The sequence below is a fragment of the Croceimicrobium sp. genome, assembly GCF_965228705.1.
Taxonomy (GTDB): domain Bacteria; phylum Bacteroidota; class Bacteroidia; order Flavobacteriales; family Schleiferiaceae; genus Croceimicrobium.
Window position 1 is genome coordinate 3,354,767 of sequence record NZ_OZ245832.1, and the last position, 20,670, is coordinate 3,375,436.

11 protein-coding genes are annotated in these 20,670 nt (G+C 43.2%); 7 read left to right on the plus strand and 4 right to left on the minus strand.

Going from position 1 to position 20,670, the window contains the following annotated elements; translation table 11 throughout:
- The first annotated feature begins 14 nt into the window (after window positions 1-14).
- The 3 genes from ACO05P_RS14995 to queG all read left to right on the plus strand — a co-directional run bounded on the left by ACO05P_RS14995 (window position 15) and on the right by queG (window position 3,810).
- Window positions 15-1,775: a cytochrome c oxidase subunit I gene (locus ACO05P_RS14995; RefSeq protein ID WP_421752067.1), complete on the plus strand. Its 1,761-nt coding sequence runs from the start codon at window positions 15-17 to the stop codon at window positions 1,773-1,775.
- A gap of 81 nt (window positions 1,776-1,856) precedes the next feature.
- Complete coding sequence (gene ruvB, locus ACO05P_RS15000; RefSeq protein ID WP_421752069.1) at window positions 1,857-2,882, plus strand: Holliday junction branch migration DNA helicase RuvB; 1,026 nt, start codon at window positions 1,857-1,859, stop codon at window positions 2,880-2,882.
- Window positions 2,872-3,810 (plus strand): tRNA epoxyqueuosine(34) reductase QueG, encoded by a 939-nt coding sequence (gene queG, locus ACO05P_RS15005; RefSeq protein WP_421752070.1) that lies wholly within the window; start codon window positions 2,872-2,874, stop codon window positions 3,808-3,810. Before ruvB ends, queG begins: the two co-directional genes overlap by 11 nt.
- Before the next feature lie 53 nt (window positions 3,811-3,863).
- Here queG and ACO05P_RS15010 read toward each other — a convergent pair whose 3' ends face one another.
- The 4 genes from ACO05P_RS15010 to ACO05P_RS15025 form a co-directional block, all read right to left on the minus strand.
- Entirely contained in the window at window positions 3,864-4,679 is an 816-nt protein-coding gene (locus ACO05P_RS15010; protein WP_421752072.1) for an Omp28 family outer membrane lipoprotein, read from the minus strand.
- A gap of 6 nt (window positions 4,680-4,685) precedes the next feature.
- On the minus strand, window positions 4,686-6,374 hold the full coding sequence (locus tag ACO05P_RS15015) for a DUF6029 family protein (protein WP_421752073.1): 1,689 nt from the start codon (window positions 6,372-6,374) through the stop codon (window positions 4,686-4,688).
- Window positions 6,375-6,394: 20 nt separating this feature from the next.
- Window positions 6,395-6,913, minus strand: coding sequence for a TlpA family protein disulfide reductase (locus ACO05P_RS15020; RefSeq protein ID WP_421752074.1), 519 nt, complete (start codon window positions 6,911-6,913; stop codon window positions 6,395-6,397).
- Between the two features lie 254 nt (window positions 6,914-7,167).
- The gene (locus ACO05P_RS15025; protein ID WP_421752075.1) at window positions 7,168-9,237 is read right to left on the minus strand and encodes a T9SS type A sorting domain-containing protein; all 2,070 of its coding nucleotides are present in this window, start codon (window positions 9,235-9,237) and stop codon (window positions 7,168-7,170) included.
- Between the two features lie 109 nt (window positions 9,238-9,346).
- On the opposite strand from ACO05P_RS15025, the gene ACO05P_RS15030 reads away from it, so the two are divergent.
- The 4 genes from ACO05P_RS15030 (at window position 9,347) to sprA (ending at window position 20,661) form a co-directional block, all read left to right on the plus strand.
- Window positions 9,347-10,060 (plus strand): T9SS type A sorting domain-containing protein, encoded by a 714-nt coding sequence (locus tag ACO05P_RS15030; RefSeq protein ID WP_421752076.1) that lies wholly within the window; start codon window positions 9,347-9,349, stop codon window positions 10,058-10,060.
- Between the two features lie 334 nt (window positions 10,061-10,394).
- Window positions 10,395-12,422: an Omp28-related outer membrane protein gene (locus ACO05P_RS15035; RefSeq protein ID WP_421752077.1), complete on the plus strand. Its 2,028-nt coding sequence runs from the start codon at window positions 10,395-10,397 to the stop codon at window positions 12,420-12,422.
- A 275-nt stretch (window positions 12,423-12,697) separates the two neighbouring features.
- Window positions 12,698-13,276 carry a Holliday junction branch migration protein RuvA gene (gene ruvA / locus ACO05P_RS15040; RefSeq protein WP_421752078.1) on the plus strand — a complete coding sequence of 193 codons (579 nt, stop codon included), beginning with the start codon at window positions 12,698-12,700 and terminating at the stop codon, window positions 13,274-13,276.
- A gap of 98 nt (window positions 13,277-13,374) precedes the next feature.
- The gene (sprA, locus tag ACO05P_RS15045; protein WP_421752079.1) at window positions 13,375-20,661 is read left to right on the plus strand and encodes a cell surface protein SprA; all 7,287 of its coding nucleotides are present in this window, start codon (window positions 13,375-13,377) and stop codon (window positions 20,659-20,661) included.
- Window positions 20,662-20,670: the final 9 nt, after the last annotated feature.

The following is a 20,670-nucleotide window of genomic DNA, read 5'->3' on the forward strand; positions in this document are numbered from 1 at the left end:
ACCGAAAGAAGCAAATGGAATCACACGAACACCACAAGGAAACTTTCATCACGAAATATATTTTTAGTACGGATCATAAAATGATCGCCAAGCAATTCCTGATCACCGGTATGATCATGGGTATTGTTGGTGTGGGAATGTCCCTTTTGTTCCGTTTACAATTAGCTTGGCCTGATCATGAATGGCCTATCCTTGATGCCCTTTTAGGAAAATGGGCTGAAGACGGAGTAATGACTCCCGATATTTACCTAGCCTTGGTTACCATCCATGGTACTATCATGGTATTCTTTGTATTAACCGCTGGTCTTAGTGGTACCTTCTCCAACCTGTTGATTCCATTGCAGATTGGTGCCCGTGATATGGCTTCAGGTTTCATCAACATGTTGTCATACTGGTTCTTCTTTGCCTCTTCAGTGGTAATGATTAGCTCTCTCTTCGTAGAGAACGGACCAGCTTCTGCAGGATGGACCATTTATCCACCATTAAGTGCCTTGCCACAAGCGATTCCAGGTTCCGGTACCGGTATGACTTTATGGTTGGTTTCCATGTCTCTGTTCATCGTGTCTTCTTTGTTAGGTGCCTTGAACTACATCGTAACCGTTTTAAACTTACGTACCAAAGGAATGAGCATGACTCGTCTTCCTTTGACCATTTGGGCCTTCTTTGTAACCGCTATCTTGGGTGTGCTTTCATTCCCGGTTCTGTTCTCAGCAGCTTTATTATTAATCTTCGACCGTAGCTTCGGAACCAGTTTCTACCTTTCTGATATTATGGTAGCTGGAGAGCTGTTAACCAATCAGGGTGGTAGTCCAATCTTATACCAACACTTGTTCTGGTTCTTAGGTCACCCTGAGGTATACATTATTCTTCTACCAGCATTAGGTATTAGTTCGGAAGTTATCTCAACCAATGCCCGTAAGCCGATTTTCGGTTACCGTGCGATGGTAGGTTCGATTTTAGCAATTGCCTTCTTGAGCTTTATCGTGTGGGGTCACCATATGTTCGTTACCGGTATGAATCCATTCTTAGGTTCGGTGTTTACTTTCACCACCCTCTTAATTGCGATTCCATCGGCGGTAAAAGCCTTTAACTACATCACTACTTTATGGAAAGGTAATTTACAGTTTACTCCTGCCATGATGTTCTCTATCGGCCTGGTGTCTACCTTCATCACCGGTGGTGTAACTGGTTTGATCTTGGGTGATAGTGCCCTGGATATTAACGTTCACGATACCTATTTCGTAGTAGCTCACTTCCACATTGTAATGGGTCTTTCAGCGATCTTCGGATTATTTGCCGGGGTATATCACTGGTTCCCCAAACTCTTTGGTCGTAGAATGAATAAGAACTTGGGCTATGTGCACTTCTGGGTAACCTTTATCTGTGCTTATGGTGTATTCTTCCCAATGCACTTCTTAGGTATGGCTGGTTTACCCCGTCGTTACTATACCAATACCAACTTCCCAATGTTTGATGATCTTGCCGATATCAACGTGGTAGTATCTTACTTTGCTATCATAGGTGGTATTGCTCAGGTGATCTTCATCTACAACTTCTTCTATAGTGCCTTGCGCGGTAAGAAATCTTCTCAGAACCCATGGCGTTCGAATACCTTGGAGTGGACTACTCCGGTAGAGCATGTGCATGGTAACTGGCCTGGAGAAATTCCAGAAGTACACCGTTGGCCTTATGATTACTCTAAGCCTGGTGCCGATGAGGATTTCATCCCTCAAATTGTCCCTATGACAGATGAGGAGATGGCTACTAGTCACTAGTATTTTAGCAAATAGATATTTGAGAAGTCCCGGCCTTAGGTTGGGACTTTTTATTTTAGATAACTTTGCTCAAACAGCTATATGACGCGTTTTTTAGACGGAGAAGAGGAATTGGAAGATGGCCAACAGGATTTCGAACAGAAGCTTCGGCCTCTAAGTTTCGATGATTTTGCCGGACAGGACAAAGTGTTGGAGAACCTCCGCATTTTCGTGGCCGCTGCGAATCAAAGGGAGGAAGCCTTGGATCATGTACTCTTGCATGGACCTCCCGGCTTAGGAAAGACTACCCTGGCTCATATTATTGCCAATGAATTGGGATCGGGTCTTAAGCTAAGTTCTGGACCGGTGATCGATAAACCAGGCGAATTAGCGGGTCTCCTCACCAATCTGGAAGAACGTGATGTGCTTTTCATTGATGAGATTCACCGACTCAGTCCGGTGGTGGAAGAATATCTCTACTCTGCCATGGAGGATTATCGGATCGATATCATGATCGATAGTGGTCCGGCCGCCCGCAGTGTGCAAATTAATCTCAATCAGTTTACCTTAATTGGCGCCACTACTCGCAGTGGATTGCTTACCGCTCCCTTAAGGGCTCGATTCGGAATCAACAGTCGTTTGCAATATTATTCGGTTGAATTACTTTCCAACATCGTAGAGCGGTCGGCGCATATTCTCAAAGTTCCAATCGATGCTAATGCTGCGGTGGAAATAGCAAGACGTAGTCGGGGAACACCACGTATTGCGAATGCACTGTTGCGACGCATGCGGGATTTTGCTCAGGTAAAGGGCAATGGAACCATCAGTTTGGAAATTGCTCAATATGGCTTGGAGGCCTTGCATGTGGATACCTATGGTTTGGATGAAATGGACCATAAAATACTCCTCTGTATTATCGATAAGTTTAAGGGCGGTCCGGTAGGATTAAATACGGTCGCAACCGCCGTAGGGGAACAGGCCGGAACCTTGGAAGAAGTGTACGAGCCGTATCTCATTCAACAAGGCTTTATGGTACGTACCCAAAGAGGAAGGATGGTGACGGAAAAGGCTTATAAGCATCTCGATAAGAAAGATCCAAATCTCCAAAACGGTTTATTTGACCTCTAAGGCCACTTATACAAGGCAAATAAAGGAAGAGGCCCAAAGACTGGGTTTTATGGCCTGTGGCGTCGCTAAAGCCCGTTACTTAGAAGAAGAAGCGCCTAAGCTGGAGCGCTGGTTAAATCAAAACTACCAAGGCGAGATGGCCTGGTTAGCCAATCACTTTGATAAGCGCTTGGATCCATCCAAATTAGTGCCGGGAGCTAAATCGGTTATCTCCTTGCTGTTTAATTATTATCCCGAGCAAAAACAAGAAGATCCTCAAGCGCCTAAGATTGCCAAGTATGCCTATGGCGAAGATTATCATTTCGTTTTAAAAAGGAAGCTTAAAGACCTGGTTCAGTTTATCCAAACGGAGATCGGCGAAATTGATGGGCGAGTATTTGTGGATTCGGCTCCGGTAATGGAGCGTAAATGGGCGCAGGAAGCAGGCTTGGGCTGGCAAGGAAAAAACACTTTGCTACTCAATAAGAAGGAAGGCTCATTTTTCTTTTTGGCGGAATTAATATTAGACCTAGAATTGGAATACGATTCTCCGATGCAGACCGATCATTGCGGAACCTGTACCCGCTGTATCGACGCCTGCCCAACGGATGCTATTCTACAGCCTAATCTGCTGGATGCTACCAAGTGTATATCTTATCTCACTATAGAGTTAAAGGACTCTATTCCGCAAGAGTTTAAGGGTAAGATGGAGAATTGGGCATTCGGTTGTGATATATGCCAGGATGTTTGCCCCTGGAACCGTTTTTCCAAGCCGCATCAAGAACCGGCATTTAATCCGCATCCTGACTTATTGGGCATGTCTTCCGGTGATTGGAAAGAGTTGAGCGAAGAGGTATTTCGGGAGCTTTTTCGGAAAAGTGCAGTTAAACGTACCAAGTATCTGGGTTTACAGAGAAACCTGAAGTTTATCAGAAAGGAAGAGCATTAAAAAAGCCCCTCCTGCATGGCAAAAGGGGCTTGCTAGTATAGATGATTCTTGATCTAAATTTCGATAAAATTCGATTGTAAGATCTCGTAATTGTCGGCATCGTAAATAAAGGCAATCACTTCGCAATTGGCTTTCACTGCATCAGATGGTAAGGTAATGCTTTCCGTAAAGCTGGCACTGCCAGTAGAAAGATCAATCGTCTTACCATAAGTACCGCTAAAAGATCCACGGAAAACATGGTCATGTACGTAATTAGGGTTTACGGATTTATCACCCAGGGTTTGAGCCGATACAATATCATTTTCAGTTAAGTATAAACATACCTTAAGGTTATCTGGCAAAGTACCGATGGCACTTACATTTCCCGAAACCGTTAATTCCATGGTTCCGGCATTATAGCTGTCTTCAACCAGAGTGATTTCAGCCACTGGTTGACGTTCCAATTCAGTAGCTACTACACCGGCCCAATCACCTTCTCCTTTGATCATTCGGTTTTCATCATAGTCCAAACGATTTATAAAGCCAACCGGCACTCCAAATAGCTGAAAGAAGTTGAAGAGTTCGGTTCCTTCAGGAGTGTTAAAAGCTTTGGGATGTTCGGCATCAGTAGTGGCCAAATTACCTGCATGAATACCAATAAGGATTAAATTTTCCTTGCCATAAATAGCTTGAAGGTTTTTAGCCTTTTGATTGGCGGCTGGACAGTTATTGCATTTTACTCCGGTAAATTCTTCCAGAAAAACACGGTGTCCAGTTCCCTGATAGCCTTGAGAGCCTTCTTCAATGAGAAGGTATTCGTCTTCAGGGATTTCATCACAAGCTTGCAGACCCAGAATTAAAGCGGCGAATGCTAATATTTTAATCTTCATATTCCTTTAGAAGTTTGAAGTAAGTAATAAACTGAAGCCATTGGAGGCGGGTACAACTCGGCAGATACCTCCTACACAAAATACCCCTTGTTGTTGGCGTCCGTAGTTCACTTGAACCTTAGTAGTTCCACGAGTATAGCCAAAAGATACTAAGGGATAATGAATTTGCAAATCGGGGTCGGGATTACCATAGTTATAGGCATCTTGAACGGCCACAAACCATTGTGGAGCAATGGAGTATTCCAATAATAGTAAGGCCCATGATCCTCGGTCTTGCTCAGTATGCATAAATTGAGCTTCGGTACGCAGAGAGTGGCGTGGCTTAATTTTCCAAAGTAATTCGGCTACAGCGGCATTTACATATACATATTTAAGATGAGTGTCTGGACCAATACGATCATCAATAACCCCATCCAATAAAGCACTGCGGTTGTAAATGAAATTATAGTAGCTGAAAGTACCTTTAAGGTTCTTATTGATTTTGGTTTTCACCTCCACATTAAAATCCTGGGAATACTGCACATCCCCTGGGCCTGCCCAATCCTGGTAGCCATTGGTTCCGGATATGGTCTGACTGCTGTCGATATCGGTGCGGTACTCAAAATCCTTATCCAGAGCATAGGAATTACTGAAATTGATATTCAGTAAGGTTCCATATTTACCGCCAATAGCGGTTCCGCGATCAAATTTATAACTCACTTCGGCTTGAATACCGGTCTCCCCGTTTGCTTGAATATTGTAAGAATACAAAGCAGGTAAGGCATAGGTATGTAATTCAGCCAAAGGAGGAAGGTAATTGATCATCGCTTCTGTAAAGTTGCCCACCCTTTGTGAACGGAAGAGGAAGTTGTCATAGTACTTATAACCTAAGAGGATACCTAAATTATCCTTGGCATAGGATAGGGTACTGTAAATCGCATGACCGGGCTTATAGATGAAGTTGTTGGCACTATTAGGGTCCTGAGACTTATAAGCATACTCCGCAAAGAAGTTGAAATTACTGCTGATGAAATTGGCGCGAACACCTCCGCTGGCCACATTTTCAGGCAAGTTAAAGATGGGGTCTTGAGCTTCTTGGAAACGGCTTACCATGCTGGCGCCAATGATCAAATTTCGACTTCCGGCTTCGCCTTTAAAATCATTTAAGTTAAACTCCAGGTCTCCACCGCGTACAATACCATCACCAGTATTGAAGTATATACGTTGACGGCCTACCAGCGCTTTGGCCGTAATACCAGGACGAATGTCAACAATCAGACGCAAGCCGTCCATGGCATTATCCAGTCCCAGGCCACGTTCTTCATAGGTACGGAAAACCAGACCTGATCCGAATTGTTCATAGTAGTTTCCGACGGTAATGTCAAAGCCGTCTTTTTTATAGCGAGCAAAGCGATAGGGGATACCCTGTCCCTTGAAACCCTCGGGGAGGCCTACCAGGTTATTCTGATAGTTTTCATAACGGATACCCGCCATGAAATCACCTTTGGTATAAATAAGGTTTAAAAAACCAGCCGCCAACATTCTTTCATCCGGATAGGCATCGCCCTGTGGATCAATTAAGGTGTCTCGGAGGTAATATTGGGCATTAGTTTGGAAATTACCGTGAATCTGCCCGTAATCCGCTTGCTTTTCTTGTGCACTTAAGCCAAGGCTTCCCAGACTTAATGCCAGAGTAAAGACTAAATGTTTTTTCATAAATGAGGTGAGCTAAGGGCTTATTCCACTCCTTCGATGCTTTGACCATTGGCCAGAAGCGTGATTAATTCATATAAATGGTCTTCATCTCCGGGAATGTAGCCATTGTGCTGCCAAACGATATTTCCTTCACCATCAATAAGGAAGGTGTGAGGTATGTTATTTACGTTTAAGGCCCGCTTGAGCTCTTGGTTTTCGTCGATATATACTTCGTATTCCCAGCCTTGTGAAGTGATAAAAGGCTTAACGCGAGCTGAATTTCTGGAGTCATCTACAGAAATAGCCACCAACTTAACTCCAGTTTCTTCTACCCAATCGATATAAACATCATTCACGGCATTTAATTCGCGGATGCAAGGTTTACACCAAGTGGCCCAAAAGCTAATAATCATGGGCTTGCCATCATTATCAATTTCACCGGCATCAATCATATTTCCAACCAAATCCTTTAGTTGAATATTAGGAACTTTGTCCTGAGCCAAAGCACTAAAGGAAAATGAGATCAGCAGAATTAAGGTCGAGAATAATTTGATTTTCATTTTGAATGGGTTTAATCTAAAAATAAGGATGGGCAAATTAAGTATTTAAATAGGATCGCAGGTCCTTGCGCTGAATTCTTGCACATGGAAGTGGGAATTCTGCCTATCAATGCTATCTGTTTAGCAATCAGTGCGCCAGAAATATTTTGCAGGCTAGATCTTACTCTTGCTAGTGTTTAACTAAGGTGATTGAGGATAAAAAAAAGCCGCCTCGGAAGAACCGAGACGGCTAATATTTATTCGCACTGCAATTATTAGTGGGTAATTGCGATACGTTGAGCAGCCATTTTTCCGTCGGCTACGATTTGTACGATATACATACCAGGTACTAAGTCGCTGGTATTGATTTCTTCACCGGTAGTTAAACCGAAGTCAGAAGTCATTACAGTTTTACCAGTAAGATCGATAATGCTTACACTTAATTCTTGCTCACCTTCAAGGGCGATGTTTAATACATCATTAGCAGGATTAGGATAAACCTTAGCTTTTACCACTTCAGTTTCGTCGATACCTACCCAGGTAACACCGGCTAAAGCAGCGTTCATGATAACTTGGTTGTCGCGGTCTTCAACGAATACCACAGCTTCGATATCGTTATTCCACAAGTTGTAGTTACCTGAAGTAGCACCACCAGAAACGTTACCTACATCAAAAGTGTAGCTTTCGCTGAAGCTGGCAGAAGCACCGGCAGTAAGGCTTAAAGAAGTACCATTAGGATTAGGTAACATCTTACGCATTACGTGGTGATAGTTGAAGTCACCATTAGGAGCTGTATTGTAAACATAGTTGTCTTGAAGAACTACCATTTGTAAAGCATAGTTACCGGTAGATAAGTCAAGGTTAGAAGCTACAGTAGCGTGTACAGTAACATCTGCAGTGCTAGAACCTGCACCGCGATCGTAAGTAGCGTAACCGCTAATAGATACGAAAGCAGGAGCATTAGTACCTGCTACTTCAGCAGCAGTATAGATTGCAGCAACATCACCCCAGGTAGTACCAGCGCTGTAGTCAATTTCTTGACCATTAGCCAACATAGTAGGAGCAGAGTTGATTCCGTACCACTGACGACGAGCTTCAGAATCTGGGTTCAAGCTAGGATCTCCTGGAGAAGGAATTGGAACCTGGTATTTTACAACTAATGGATTACCAGCTTGGTTGTAATTAGCCAAGGCAGCGTTGTAAACGTTATCGTTCCAAGACTTACAAGGAGGACAAGTAGCACTAGAGAATTCTTCAGCTAAGAAAGTACGTGGTACATCCTGAGCTGCTTGAATGTTGAAAGTTAAACCGTTGTCAGCTGGATTAGCATCGCTGTTGTTGTTAGGGTCGCTAACATCTAAGTCGATGGTATAAGAACCAGCACCAGGAGCAGTCCAACCTGGGTTCATGGTAATGGTAGCGAAGTCGCCAGTACCCAAAGTTTGAGTAATAGCAGTAGTACCCGTACCACCTTGGTTGTCGTCGTAGTTGTAGTTAAAGGTAGTGATGGTTTCAGAACCTTTGTTTTGTACAGTAGCTTCGAAAGTTTCAGCAGTAGTTAAACCAGCAATATCAGAGATAGAAGCAGTAATTAAAGCTAAGTCGTACTGTGGTTGAGTACCATATACAAACTCATAATAAGTATTGTCTAAGGCATCACTTTGGTTACCACCAGTAGCTGTGTTATTGGAAGTTAAAGCAGGAGAACCAGAAACGTTGATAGCAGTAGATCCATCGATTTGGATACCAGCAGTCATAGCAACGTTAGCTCCACCTTGAGAATAACTACGCATATCAACGATGTAGATACGATCAGTAGTTTCTTCCATTACAATACCCCAGTAAGTCCAACCGGCACCTAAAGTAGCATTAGAGGCAGAAGCCCAGATAATCCAGTGCTGACGGTTAGGAGCAGTACCAAAAGTTTTAGATACTACAGCATCATTAGCACCAGAAAGATCCATACCCCAAGCGCAGATAGACTTAGGAGGAATGCTTGCTGCTGGTAATAAGGCTGGAGTAAATCCAGGAGTAGTCGCAGGAGCACTGCTGGCAAAAGTAACTACACCAGAACCCGAAACGTAGTAAGTAGTTTCAGCTGAACCATTGAAGTTAAAGCTAAATGGAACAGTTTGGGCGGTAGACCAGGCGTCAGCCGCTGAAGTGGTAAGTACGGTAGTGTAACCTAAGTTGTTTCCAGAAAGGAAACCTTCAGGTTGCTCAGGGTCATTATTTAGGTTACCAGGATTGGTTCCGGCATTGATTGCAGGAATCTGATAGTAACCCTGACCAAATAATCCAAGTGCGAAAGCACTGAGGAAAAGGGACAAGTAATACTTTTTCATAATATAAACTTAGGAGTTGTGAAGGCCGAAAATTATAGAAAATTGAATTAAAAGCTATTCTCGATACCTGAATTTTATACATTTGTAATTCGTGTGTTAATTCTCTGCTATGAATAAAAAATTTACTCTACTTGCTTTAGCCTTGCTTTTAAGCACTGGTTTGCTTAGAGCTCAATTAAGTCTTGAGATAATTCATCAAGATTCCACTGTTGTTGGTAATGCCTGGTCAGATCGTGATTTACCTGCCTATGCAGTGGTGAAAAACATCTCTGGATTGCCAGTTGAAGTTGCACTCAAGCGCATTGATGGCAACTACAATGAATTAACCGATAGCAATGCTATTTGCTGGGGTTTGTGTTTTACCACCAATATTTCACAAAATCCCCCTTCTTTCAATAGAACCATTCAACCAGGAGCAACGGATACTGCGATTTTGCACGTATATCCTGATCTCGATGGCTACACCCGTTCTGGCCCGATCCAATATGTTTTATTTGACTACTATAATCCATCGGATTCAGTAGCCTTCACCATCAACTATCAGGTAAATGGTGTTCCTCTTTCCCAGAAAGAAGTAGCGAAACCTGAATTATCAGTTTATCCTAACCCTGCTGATGACTTCCTCCGTGTACAGTATGAGGTAAGTAAAGAGGCCTCTTTTGAGATCATTAACTTGGTGGGGGCAAAAGTATACAGCACTCGTTTGGATGCTCAAAACTCTGAAGTGGAATTGGATTTAAGTAAACTGAATCCCGGTGTGTATTTCTACACTTTGAAATCAGAAGGTAAAGTGGTTATCTCCAGAAAACTGGTGATTCGCTAAGTCTTGATAATACTATTTTGAAGAAAGCCCTTGTTTAGCGACAAGGGCTTTTTTTATTGCCAGCTTGGAAAGTTCCTCTCGAGCCAATTGCTGGATTCTGTTTTGGTGCTGCTCGCAGACGGTGATCTTATTCCGACAAGGCTAGAGCTAAATCAAGGGGTGTACATACATGTAATTAGGCCTAAGGCTTAATTTACTGATTGTTAGTCTGTTTTAGACCTTGCCATGTGTTTGCTAGGGTAATTCTAGGGTTTGTTTTACATGGAAATAGGACTTTATCCAAGGTCAATGCGAAATACTAAGCTTAGATTCGTTCGATTCAAATTTTAATATAATGAAGAGAAAGTTACTAGCCTTAGGAATTTTGGGAGCCCTGCTTTCAGGACATGAAGCCTATGCTCAATTACCAGTAAGTACCAGTCCGGAAAATAAGAATGTGGTCTTAGAAGAGTTTACCGGGATCCACTGTGTGTATTGTCCGGATGGTCATTTACTAGCCAGCAATTTTGCCAATGCAAATCCCGGGGATGTGGTATTAATTAATGTACATGCCGGGCCCTTCGCCAATCCAAGTGCCAATGAACCCGATTTCACTACCACCTATGGAGATTCTATCGATTTGATCTCTGATGTGGTAGGCTATCCAGCTGGTGATGTGAACCGCAGGGTATTTACAGGTTTAAGTCAAAATACGGGTATGGCTATGAGTAGAGGAGATTGGGCCACTGCTGGTAATATAGTATTAGGAGAAGCGTCTTATGTAAATGTTGCTTTGGAAGGAGATATTGATATTTCTACCAATGTGCTTACCGTAGATGTGGAAATGTACTTTACTGCGAATGCACCATCGGATGTAAATCTGAATGTGGCACTACTGCAAGACAATATTAGCGGACCGCAAACCGGAGCCTCTAGTAATCCTGGTCAGGTGAACCCTGATGGAAGCTACAATCATCAACACATGTTGCGAGAACTATTAACCGGACAATGGGGTGAGGTAGTTACCACCACTACTTCCGGGACAACGGTTACTCGTCAATACACCTATTCAATTCCTGCCTCCATAAATGGAGTACCGGTTTCAATTGGCGACTTGGAAGTGGTAGCCTTTGTGGCAGAAGGACAAACGGATATCATTACCGGAGCCAAAGGTCCCATGACTTACACTGCTCCAGCAGGCGCGGTGGTCGCTGATTTGGGGGCTAGTGCCTCTACGGTGAGCAGTACAGATTATTGTGACCCTAATTTCACACCGGAAATGACGGTAGTAAATAACGGGAATCAAGCGGCCAGTAATTTTGATGTTTCCTATTCTATTAATGGTGGATCTGCAGTAAGCCAAAATGTTAGTACTTCTTTGGCTGGAGGCGCTTCAACAACAATTAGCTTCCCTGCCATTACCTTGAGTTCAGGGGTTAACGTAATCAGCTATGAGGTTTCTACGGCGAATAATAGCAATTTGTATGATTTAAGCGCGGCAAATAATGTCTCCCTTAGTGATCCGGTGATTGTTGTGTCTCCTACTCCTTTTGGAACATTCTGGCATGAGGGCTTTGAATCCTATGCTTTGGGAGATGAAGACTTTAGCAATGCTCATACCTTAAATAAGGATGGTTATAATTTTTATGTTGTAAACCAAACTATTGATCCTTCAGTTACTACAAACCTTGGTGCTTATGGGAATTCAAGCAATAGCTTGATGTTTGATTTTTACAGCACAGCCAATGGTGGGAATATGGCTCTGATGTGGGAGAAATTGGACCTTAGTTCTACGACCAATAACAGCATCATTTTCGATCATGCTTATGCGCAGTATACTAATGAGAATGATCGTTTGGAAATTAAGCTGTCTACAGATTGCGGTGCTACCTGGAATTCGGTTTACAATAAAGCCGGATCGGCATTAAGAACTCGCACTGCAACGACTAACTATTATATTCCGAGCAGCAATGATTGGGCAACGGATACGGTGGATATTTCTTCTTACGATGGCAGCGCCGAGCTAATGGTTCAGTTTATCGGAACTTCCAATTATGGTAATAATCTCTTTGTAGATAATATCCAATTCTTCAATAGTACCTATGTGGGTTTAGAAGAAAACAAGCTTTTGGAAGCCTATCAAGTATATCCAAATCCAGCGCAAGATCATTTGAATATTGATTTGAATTTGAGTGCCGATGCTCAGGTGAAGATTAAGGTTTTGGATATAGCCGGTCGTGAACTTATGATCCTAAGTGATGGTCCCTTGCATAGTGGTGAAACGAAGCTTAATGTTTCTGTGGAGGCTCTGCCTGCTGGGACTTATTTTATAGAACTAAATGTGGATGGCACCGTATTTACTGAAAAGTTGATGGTGAAATAAGGATCAGACAAGATTCGATCAATCTAAGGAGGGGAGGGCTTAATAGTCCTCCTTTTTTCGTTTGAAAGCTGGAGGCTGATTTACCTTGCATGTGGATAGGTGAAATAAATGGAGGAAAAGATTCCCCTTTGATACTATATTCAGATTTAAGCCGTTCTACCGCCATCCTTCTGCCCAAAGTGGAAGGATAGCTTTTTTATTGGACGGGTGTATGAAAAGCGTATTTTTGGCGTTTTTCAGGAAAACCGACCTAGAACCATAGTTGTACAACTCCAATGTTGCATCACATCCGCGGGAAATTAATTGAGGTAAAACCAACTGAGGCAATCATTGACTGCCAGGGTCTTGGCTACCAGGTAAACATATCTTTGAATACCTATTCAGCCATTGCCCATCAGCAGGAACTCATGCTTTTTCTACATCCTATTTATAAAGAAGATTCTCAAACGCTCTATGGCTTTTCTTCCAAGCAGGAGCGTGATGTATTTGTGCATTTGATATCAGTAAGTGGCGTAGGGGGAAATACGGCTCGTACTATTTTAAGCAGCTTAAGTCCATTAGAGGTAATTGCTGGGATTGGAAGAGAAGATGTGGCTCTGCTGCAATCCGTTAAAGGAATTGGTGCTAAAACAGCGCAACGAGTGATTATCGACCTGAAAGATAAATTGGCATCATTGGCCGAGGAAGTAGATGTGGCTGGCCATAATCCAGGCTTAAAAGCGGAGGCGATTGCGGCCCTGGAAGTCTTGGGTTATCCTGCACGTCAATCGGAACGTGTATTGAGTAAACTCCTGCAAGATCCTGCAATTTCAAGTATTGAAGAACTCATTAAAGCTGCCCTGAAAAAACTTTGAGTTTTCCTAAAAAATATCTTAGCCTGTTGGGCCTTGCGGTCCTCTTTATTATCTATTCCTTCACTTATAGAAGAAACGTTGCCGAAGATATCCTTATCATGGAATCTGGTTGGGACGAAGAATGGAGTAGGAGATTAGCCCTTGCCGATACCAATGATCCTGATAGTGTTTTGCCTTATCCATTTGGAGGGAATGAATCCGGCGGGGTGTATGGAAATCAGCCTGGGAACTTTAACGAAGAGGTAGAATACGATAAAGAGTCTGGGAACTACTTTGTTTATCGTCGTTACGGCCGATTCAGCTCTGCTCCTCCTGTGGTGATGACACCTAGCGAATATCGAGCTTATGTGGCTAAGCAGCAGGCTATGGACTATTGGAATTCCCGAAGTAAAAGTCAAGAAGCGCAGGAAGCCGAAGGCCGTGATCCGGCTAGTTCAATTATTCCACAAATCACCATTGATAGCGAGAACTTTGCCCGGATTTTTGGTTCCAATACTATTGATATCAGACCGCAGGGTTTTGCAGAACTTACTTTTGGGGGACGTTTCCAGAAAATTGATAATCCGATAATCCCTGAGCGAAATCGAAATGTTTTCACCTTCAATTTCGATCAGCGCATTCAAATGAATGTGAATGGAAGTATCGGGGAAAAGCTGAAGCTTAATGTAAACTACGATACTGAAGCCACCTTCGCTTTTGAGAATCAGGTGAAAGTTGAGTTTACCGGCTTGGAAGATGATATTATAAAGAAGATCGAATTGGGTAACGTTAACTTGCCTTTGAACTCTTCTTTGATTACCGGGGCTCAGAGTTTATTCGGGGTTAAAGGTCAGTTCCAATTTGGGAAGTTGATGTTAACCGGTGTATTCTCGGAGCAAAGAAGTCAAACTTCATCTATTAATATTCAAGGGGGAGCTACCACTACCGAATTTGAAATTTGGGGCGACCAATACGAAGCAAATCGTCACTATTTCCTGGCGCATTACTTCCGCGATAACTATGAGAGCTTCCTACAGAACTCGCCATTAATTACCTCTCCTGTACAAATTACCAAAGTAGAGGTTTGGGTTACGAATAATCGTCAGAATACTCAGGATACCCGAAATATTGTGGCTATGCTGGATTTGGGTGAGCGCGAATCACGAGCTTATCGCGATCAAAATCGACCAGGCCCGGTGATTTTCCCTGGTCAGAATAGTTCTCAGTTTCCAGATAACTTAAGTAACCGCTTAGATCCTACTACTTTAAGTCAGGATTACCCTGGAGTACGCGATATTTCTGAAGTAAATGCAGCTTTAACAGGTGCGGGCTTTAATGAAGCAACCGAATTTGTGGAATTGGCCAATGCTCGTAAGCTGAATCCTAATGAATTTTACTTTCACCCTCAATTGGGTTATATCACCCTGAACACGGCATTAAATCAGGATGAGGTTTTAGCCGTTGCCTTCCAGTATACAGCAGGTGGAAGAACCTATCAAGTAGGTGAATTCAGTACCGACGGGGTTACACCGCCCAATAACCTGGTGGTGAAAATGCTGAAGAGCTTTATCCTTGATGTTCGGGCACCCAACTGGGATCTGATGATGAAAAACGTTTATTCCCTAAGCGCTTTTCAGGTGGGATCCGAAGATTTTCGCTTACAGGTTTTGTATCAGAATGATGAAACCGGAACCCCAGTGCCTTTCTTACCGGAAAGTACGCTACGATCAGAACTTCTTTTGCGAGTAATGGAGCTGGATCGCCTGAACCAGAATAATGATGATCAGGCCGATGGTTTCTTCGACTTTATTCCTAATGTTACCATCTACCCTCAGAATGGTAGAATTTTCTTCCCGGTACTGGAACCCTTCGGTTCAAACCTGGAAAGAAAGCTGGCTAATGATGAGGAAAAAGATAAATATGTATTCCAGGAACTTTACGACTCAACCCGCTTTGTGGCGCAGAATGAAACCCGCTTAAATAAGTATTTGATTCGGGGTCAGTTTAAGTCTTCTTCCAGTAGCGAAATCCAATTAAACGCCTTTAATATTCCACCGGGTTCTGTGTCGGTAACGGCTGGCGGTACTCGCTTGGTTGAGGGTCAGGATTACCGCGTTGATTATAATCTCGGGCGAGTTACCATTTTAAATGAGGGAATTCTAAACTCAGGGGTGCCTATTAAAGTGGACTTTGAAAATAATGCCCTCTTTAATTTTCAGACTAAAACCTTCATGGGTTTAAATGCTGAGTATCGATTTAATGAGAATTTCAATTTAGGCGGTACGGTAGTTCACTTGAATGAACGGCCCTTAACCCAAAAGGTGAATATCGGGGATGAGCCTATCTCCAATACCATTATCGGATTAAACGGAAACTATTCGAAAGATGCACCCTATCTCACCCGCATGGTGGATGCAATTCCCTTTATAGATACTAAGGAAAGTTCTAATTTATTGGTAAGTGCCGAGGTGGCTCAAATGATTCCTGGCAGCCCACGTGGTATTAAAATCAATGGGGAGCAGACTACATTTTTGGATGATTTTGAATCCAGTCAAACAACCATTCCCATTCAAAACCCTACGGCCTGGAAATTGGCTTCAACTCCGGCTGGCCAACCCGATGTTTTCCCTGAGGCTACGGTAAATAGTATTGCCTACGGTTTTAACCGTGCTCGTTTGGCCTGGTATACTATCGATCCACTTTTCCATAATGATGAGGCACGAACTCCGGATAATATTCGAAATAATAAAGATCTCCAATCTACCAATGATGTGCGTGAGGTCTTGGTAGATGAGGTGTTTCCGAATCTGGAGCTTGATAACAGTCAACCTCGAAATATTGCTACCCTCGATTTAGCCTATTATCCTCGCGAACGCGGACCTTATAATTATGATGTAGAACCTACGGCTTATTCTGCTGGTTTAAATGCAGATGGTAGCCTACGGGATCCTGAAAGTCGTTGGGCAGGAATTATGCGCGATGTAAGCGTAACCAATTTTGAAGAACAAAACATAGAATTCATCCAGTTTTGGATGATGAACCCTTTCGTGGGTTCCGAAAATCCGCCCAGTGGTGGTGATTTGTATTTCAACCTGGGTAGTATTTCCGAAGATATTTTACGAGATGGAGTTCAGGCTATTGAAAACAGTATTCCCGTAAATGGCGATTTAAGTAAACTGGATTCTACTCGTTGGGGTTATGCCACTAATGTTCGTCCGCCCGTAGTAGCATTTGATGCAGATCCTACTGCTCGTGATATTCAGGATGTGGGTTATGACCTATTGAATGATGAGCAAGAGAGGGTTTGGGCTAATGATACCGATTACGCCAATTATGTTCAAAGGGTACTTGCCGCATTTGGTGATGCCTCTCCGGCTTATGCTCAAGCAAATTCGGATCCGGCCTCGGATAACTTCCAGTATTATCGTGGTTCTACCTTGGATGATGCCGAAGCCAATATTTTGGAGCGTTATAAGGCATTTAACAATCCTGAAGGAAACTCTAATCCAACCCCGGTTGGAGGGGTGTCGGCCTTTGCGACCAATTTGCCCGATATTGAAGATATTAACCGCGACCAAACTTTAAGTAAAGCCGAAACTTATTATCAGTATAAGGTAAGTATTCGTCCTCGAGATTTAAGGGAAGTAGGGCAGAACTATATTACCGATATGGATACGGTGTTGTCGCCAGAGCAGCCCAATGGTCAGCGATATACAACCCACTGGATTCAGTTTAAGATTCCGATTTACGATCCAGAAAAAACCATTGGTCCTATAAACGATTTCCGTTCTATTCGTTTTATCCGGGCCTTCATGAAGAACTTTGGTTCGGATGTGGTATTGCGTTTTGCCCGTATGGAGTTGGTTCGAGGGGAGTGGAGACGTTATCAGTTTGCACTGGATGGTACTCGCGATCGCCTCACCAATGATGACCAAAACAATACAGTTTTTGAAGTTAATGCGGTAAACATCGAACAAAACGGATCGCGCTTACCTGTACCTTATGTACTACCTCCCGGAATTGATCGTCAGGTATTATTCGGTACAACATCAGCTAACCAGCAGAACGAACAAGCCTTGTCTTTACGCATCATTAACCTTGAAGATGGTGATGCCCGGGCGGTATTCCGGAATATCGATTTCGATATGCGTTTGTACAAACGTCTTAAGCTGTTTACACATGCTGAAGCCATTGGAAATGAAAATGCGCTTCGCGATGGCGACCTCCGAGTATTTATTCGCTTGGGTAGTGATTACGATCAGAACTATTACGAATATGAAATCCCGATGACGGTTACACCTTGGGGAGTTAGTAATACTGATGTAAACCTGATCTGGCCATCTGAGAACCAAATGGATTTCGCCTTGCAGGTCCTTAAGGATGTGAAGTTGGAGCGGAATCGGGCATATCGAAATACCGGTGACCCAATTAATGAACCTTATTCAGTAGATCGAGCCGGAGGAAGAGTAACAGTGGTTGGAGCACCTAACCTCGGGAATGTGCGCACTATTTTAATCGGAGTGCGAAATCCTAAGCGACGTTTTGCTTCAGATGTTAATGACTTAGGAATACCTCTAAGTGCTGAAGTTTGGGTGAATGAATTGCGATTAACTGATTTCGACCAGGATGGTGGTTGGGCAGCCAATGCCCGGGTGGCGGCTAAATTGGCGGATTTTGCCAATGTCTCCGTAACAGGTAGTACCAGTTCCATTGGTTGGGGGTCTTTGGATCAGTCGGTAAGTGAATTCCAGCAGGAGCAGCGTTATTCTTATGATCTGCAAACCAATGTTGAGTTGGGGAAATTCTTTAATAAGGATTATGGGATCCGTATTCCAATGTTCTATGGTACCAGCGAAACCTGGATTAACCCGCGCTTTAATCCTTTGGATCTGGATATTGAATTTGATGATGCTTTGGAGAATATTGAAGATCCCCAGGATCAGGATTCTTTACGGATGGCTACCCAGGATTATACCCGTCGTCGTTCGATAAACTTTACCAATGTTCGCAAGGAACGCAATCCAAATAAGGGGCAGCGTAAACCTCAGATTTACGATATCGAAAACTTCTCGGTGAGCTATTCCTTCTCTGAAGTCTTCCGACGCAATATCAATACGCGCTTTGATATTAATCGTCAGCATGCCGGTAATATTAATTATACCTATCGAGCCCGACCCAAGGCAGTAAAACCCTTCAATAAGGTAAGTTGGTTGCAAAGCGATTATTTGGCTTTGATCCGCGATTTTAATTTTTATCCATATCCCAAGAGTTTTACAGCTATAGCCAGTTTCGACCGAAACTATACCGCAATGCAAATGCGGAATACGGATGCGATTCTGAATGATATACCGGCAGAGTTAATCGGGGATATTGAACCGACTTATAATAAGAACTTCAACCTGAATCGTCAGTACAATCTTCTATTTGATATTACGGAGTCTTTACGATTCGACTACAGCGCTCGGGCAGGGTTCAGGATTGACGAAGTACGAGGAGCGCCGAATTCGCCAGAAAACCGCGATACCATTATGCAAAATCTGCGTGATTTTGGCCGTCCCTTAAGCTATCACCAACAGGTAACTCTAAACTGGCAGGTTCCCATCAACAAACTCCCATTGATGGACTTTGTAACCCTAACTGCGACTTATAACGGGGATTACGATTGGCAAGCGCCATCACTCGCAACAACCAGAGGATCGGCACGTACTTCCGGCAACAGTCAGTTTAATCTGAACTTTGGTAATACTATTCAGAACAACCGCCAAATTCAATTGAATAGCTCCTTAAACTTTAATGCCCTTTACAATAAGGTGCCCTATCTTAAAAAGGCATTAGCGGGAGGAGCAGGTAATAATCGTAGTGAAAGACGTCGTCCACGAGGCATACCAACACCGGGTCAGCGCAGTCAACAAGAGAATAATAAGAAAGATGATAATGAGGATGAGCCTACCGTATTTGATAAAATACTGATGGAGAGTGCCAAGTTCCTGATGATGGTAAAGTCTGGTTCGGTGAACTACAGCCAATCTAATGGTCAGGTGCTTCCAGGCTTCGCTTCCAGTCCAACCCTCTTGGGTATGTCAGAGGCAGGGGCAGCACCCGGGTTCTGGTTTACAGTTGGCGATCAAAGAGATATTCGTCCGGCGGCGGTAGAAAATAATTGGCTGGTAGCAAACCCCAATTTGAACAGCCAATATGCACGTACCAGCAATCGCAATCTGAATATGCGTTTAACCGCAGAGCCTCTTAACTCATTACGTATTGTAATTACTGCGCAACAGCAGGGAAGTAGTAATCTGAGTGCTTTCTTTAGAGCCGATAGTGTATTTGATCCGGTAACTGGTGACTTTACGAACTACGCTTTCCGCAGTCAAAACGAGTTCCAAACTCAAACTTTCTCCAGTTCCTGGTTTATGCTTAACACCGCTTTTGAGCCTCTAAGTGCACCAGAATACAATTCGGCCACTTATGATCAGTTCCGAGAGAATCGTTTAATCATTTCGCAGCGATTAGCCCGACAATTAGAGGCGGCTGATTCCATTCCAGGCTATTCAGCTGAATTGGTTGGGAATGCAGATTCATCTAATTATGGCTATCGCTATTACAGTGTGAGCTCACAGGAAGTTTTAATCCCCGCTTTTATCGCTGCTTATTCGGGTTTAGATGCAAAATCTGTGGAGTTGGGCTTCCGCCGAAGCAGTCCCCTACCTAACTGGCAGATCACCTATGATGGTTTAAGCAAGATGAAGCTCTTTAAGAAGTATTTTGCCAGCTTTACATTGAGTCATGCTTACCGATCTACTTACACCGTTTCTACGGTAACCACTAACCTTTTGCGTCAGAAACAACTTCAGGATTATCCCACTGAATTACCCTTGGATATTAATGGAGACCTCTTGCCACAGAATCAAATTAACTCGGTAAGCTTGAGCGAGCAGTTTGCGCCATTAATTGGGGTGAACACTAAGTTCAAAAATAATATGACGGTTAGGGTAGAATATAAGAGTGATCGGACCATGATGCTCAGTTTGACCAATAACCAGATTACAGAAAATCGTGGTAGCGAATGGGTAATTGGTGCAGGTTACATTATTAAAGATGTAAAGTTGAAATTTATTCGGGTAGGTTCACGTCGTACCAATCCGGTTTCAAACCTCGAGTTAAGAGCAGACGTAGGGATTCGCGATAATGTGATTTTAATTCGGCGAATTTTGGAGGATGTTGATCAACCTACTTCAGGCCAAAGGGTAACTACCGTAAAGGTATCAGCGGATTATCGCCTGAGCCAGCGGGTGCAAACCAAAATCTTCTACGACCTCAATATGTCGAGATTTAAGACTTCTAATGCCTTCCCGCTCACTACGAATCAATTTGGAATTAGTGTAAGGTTGAATTTGGGCCAATAATCGCCAAAA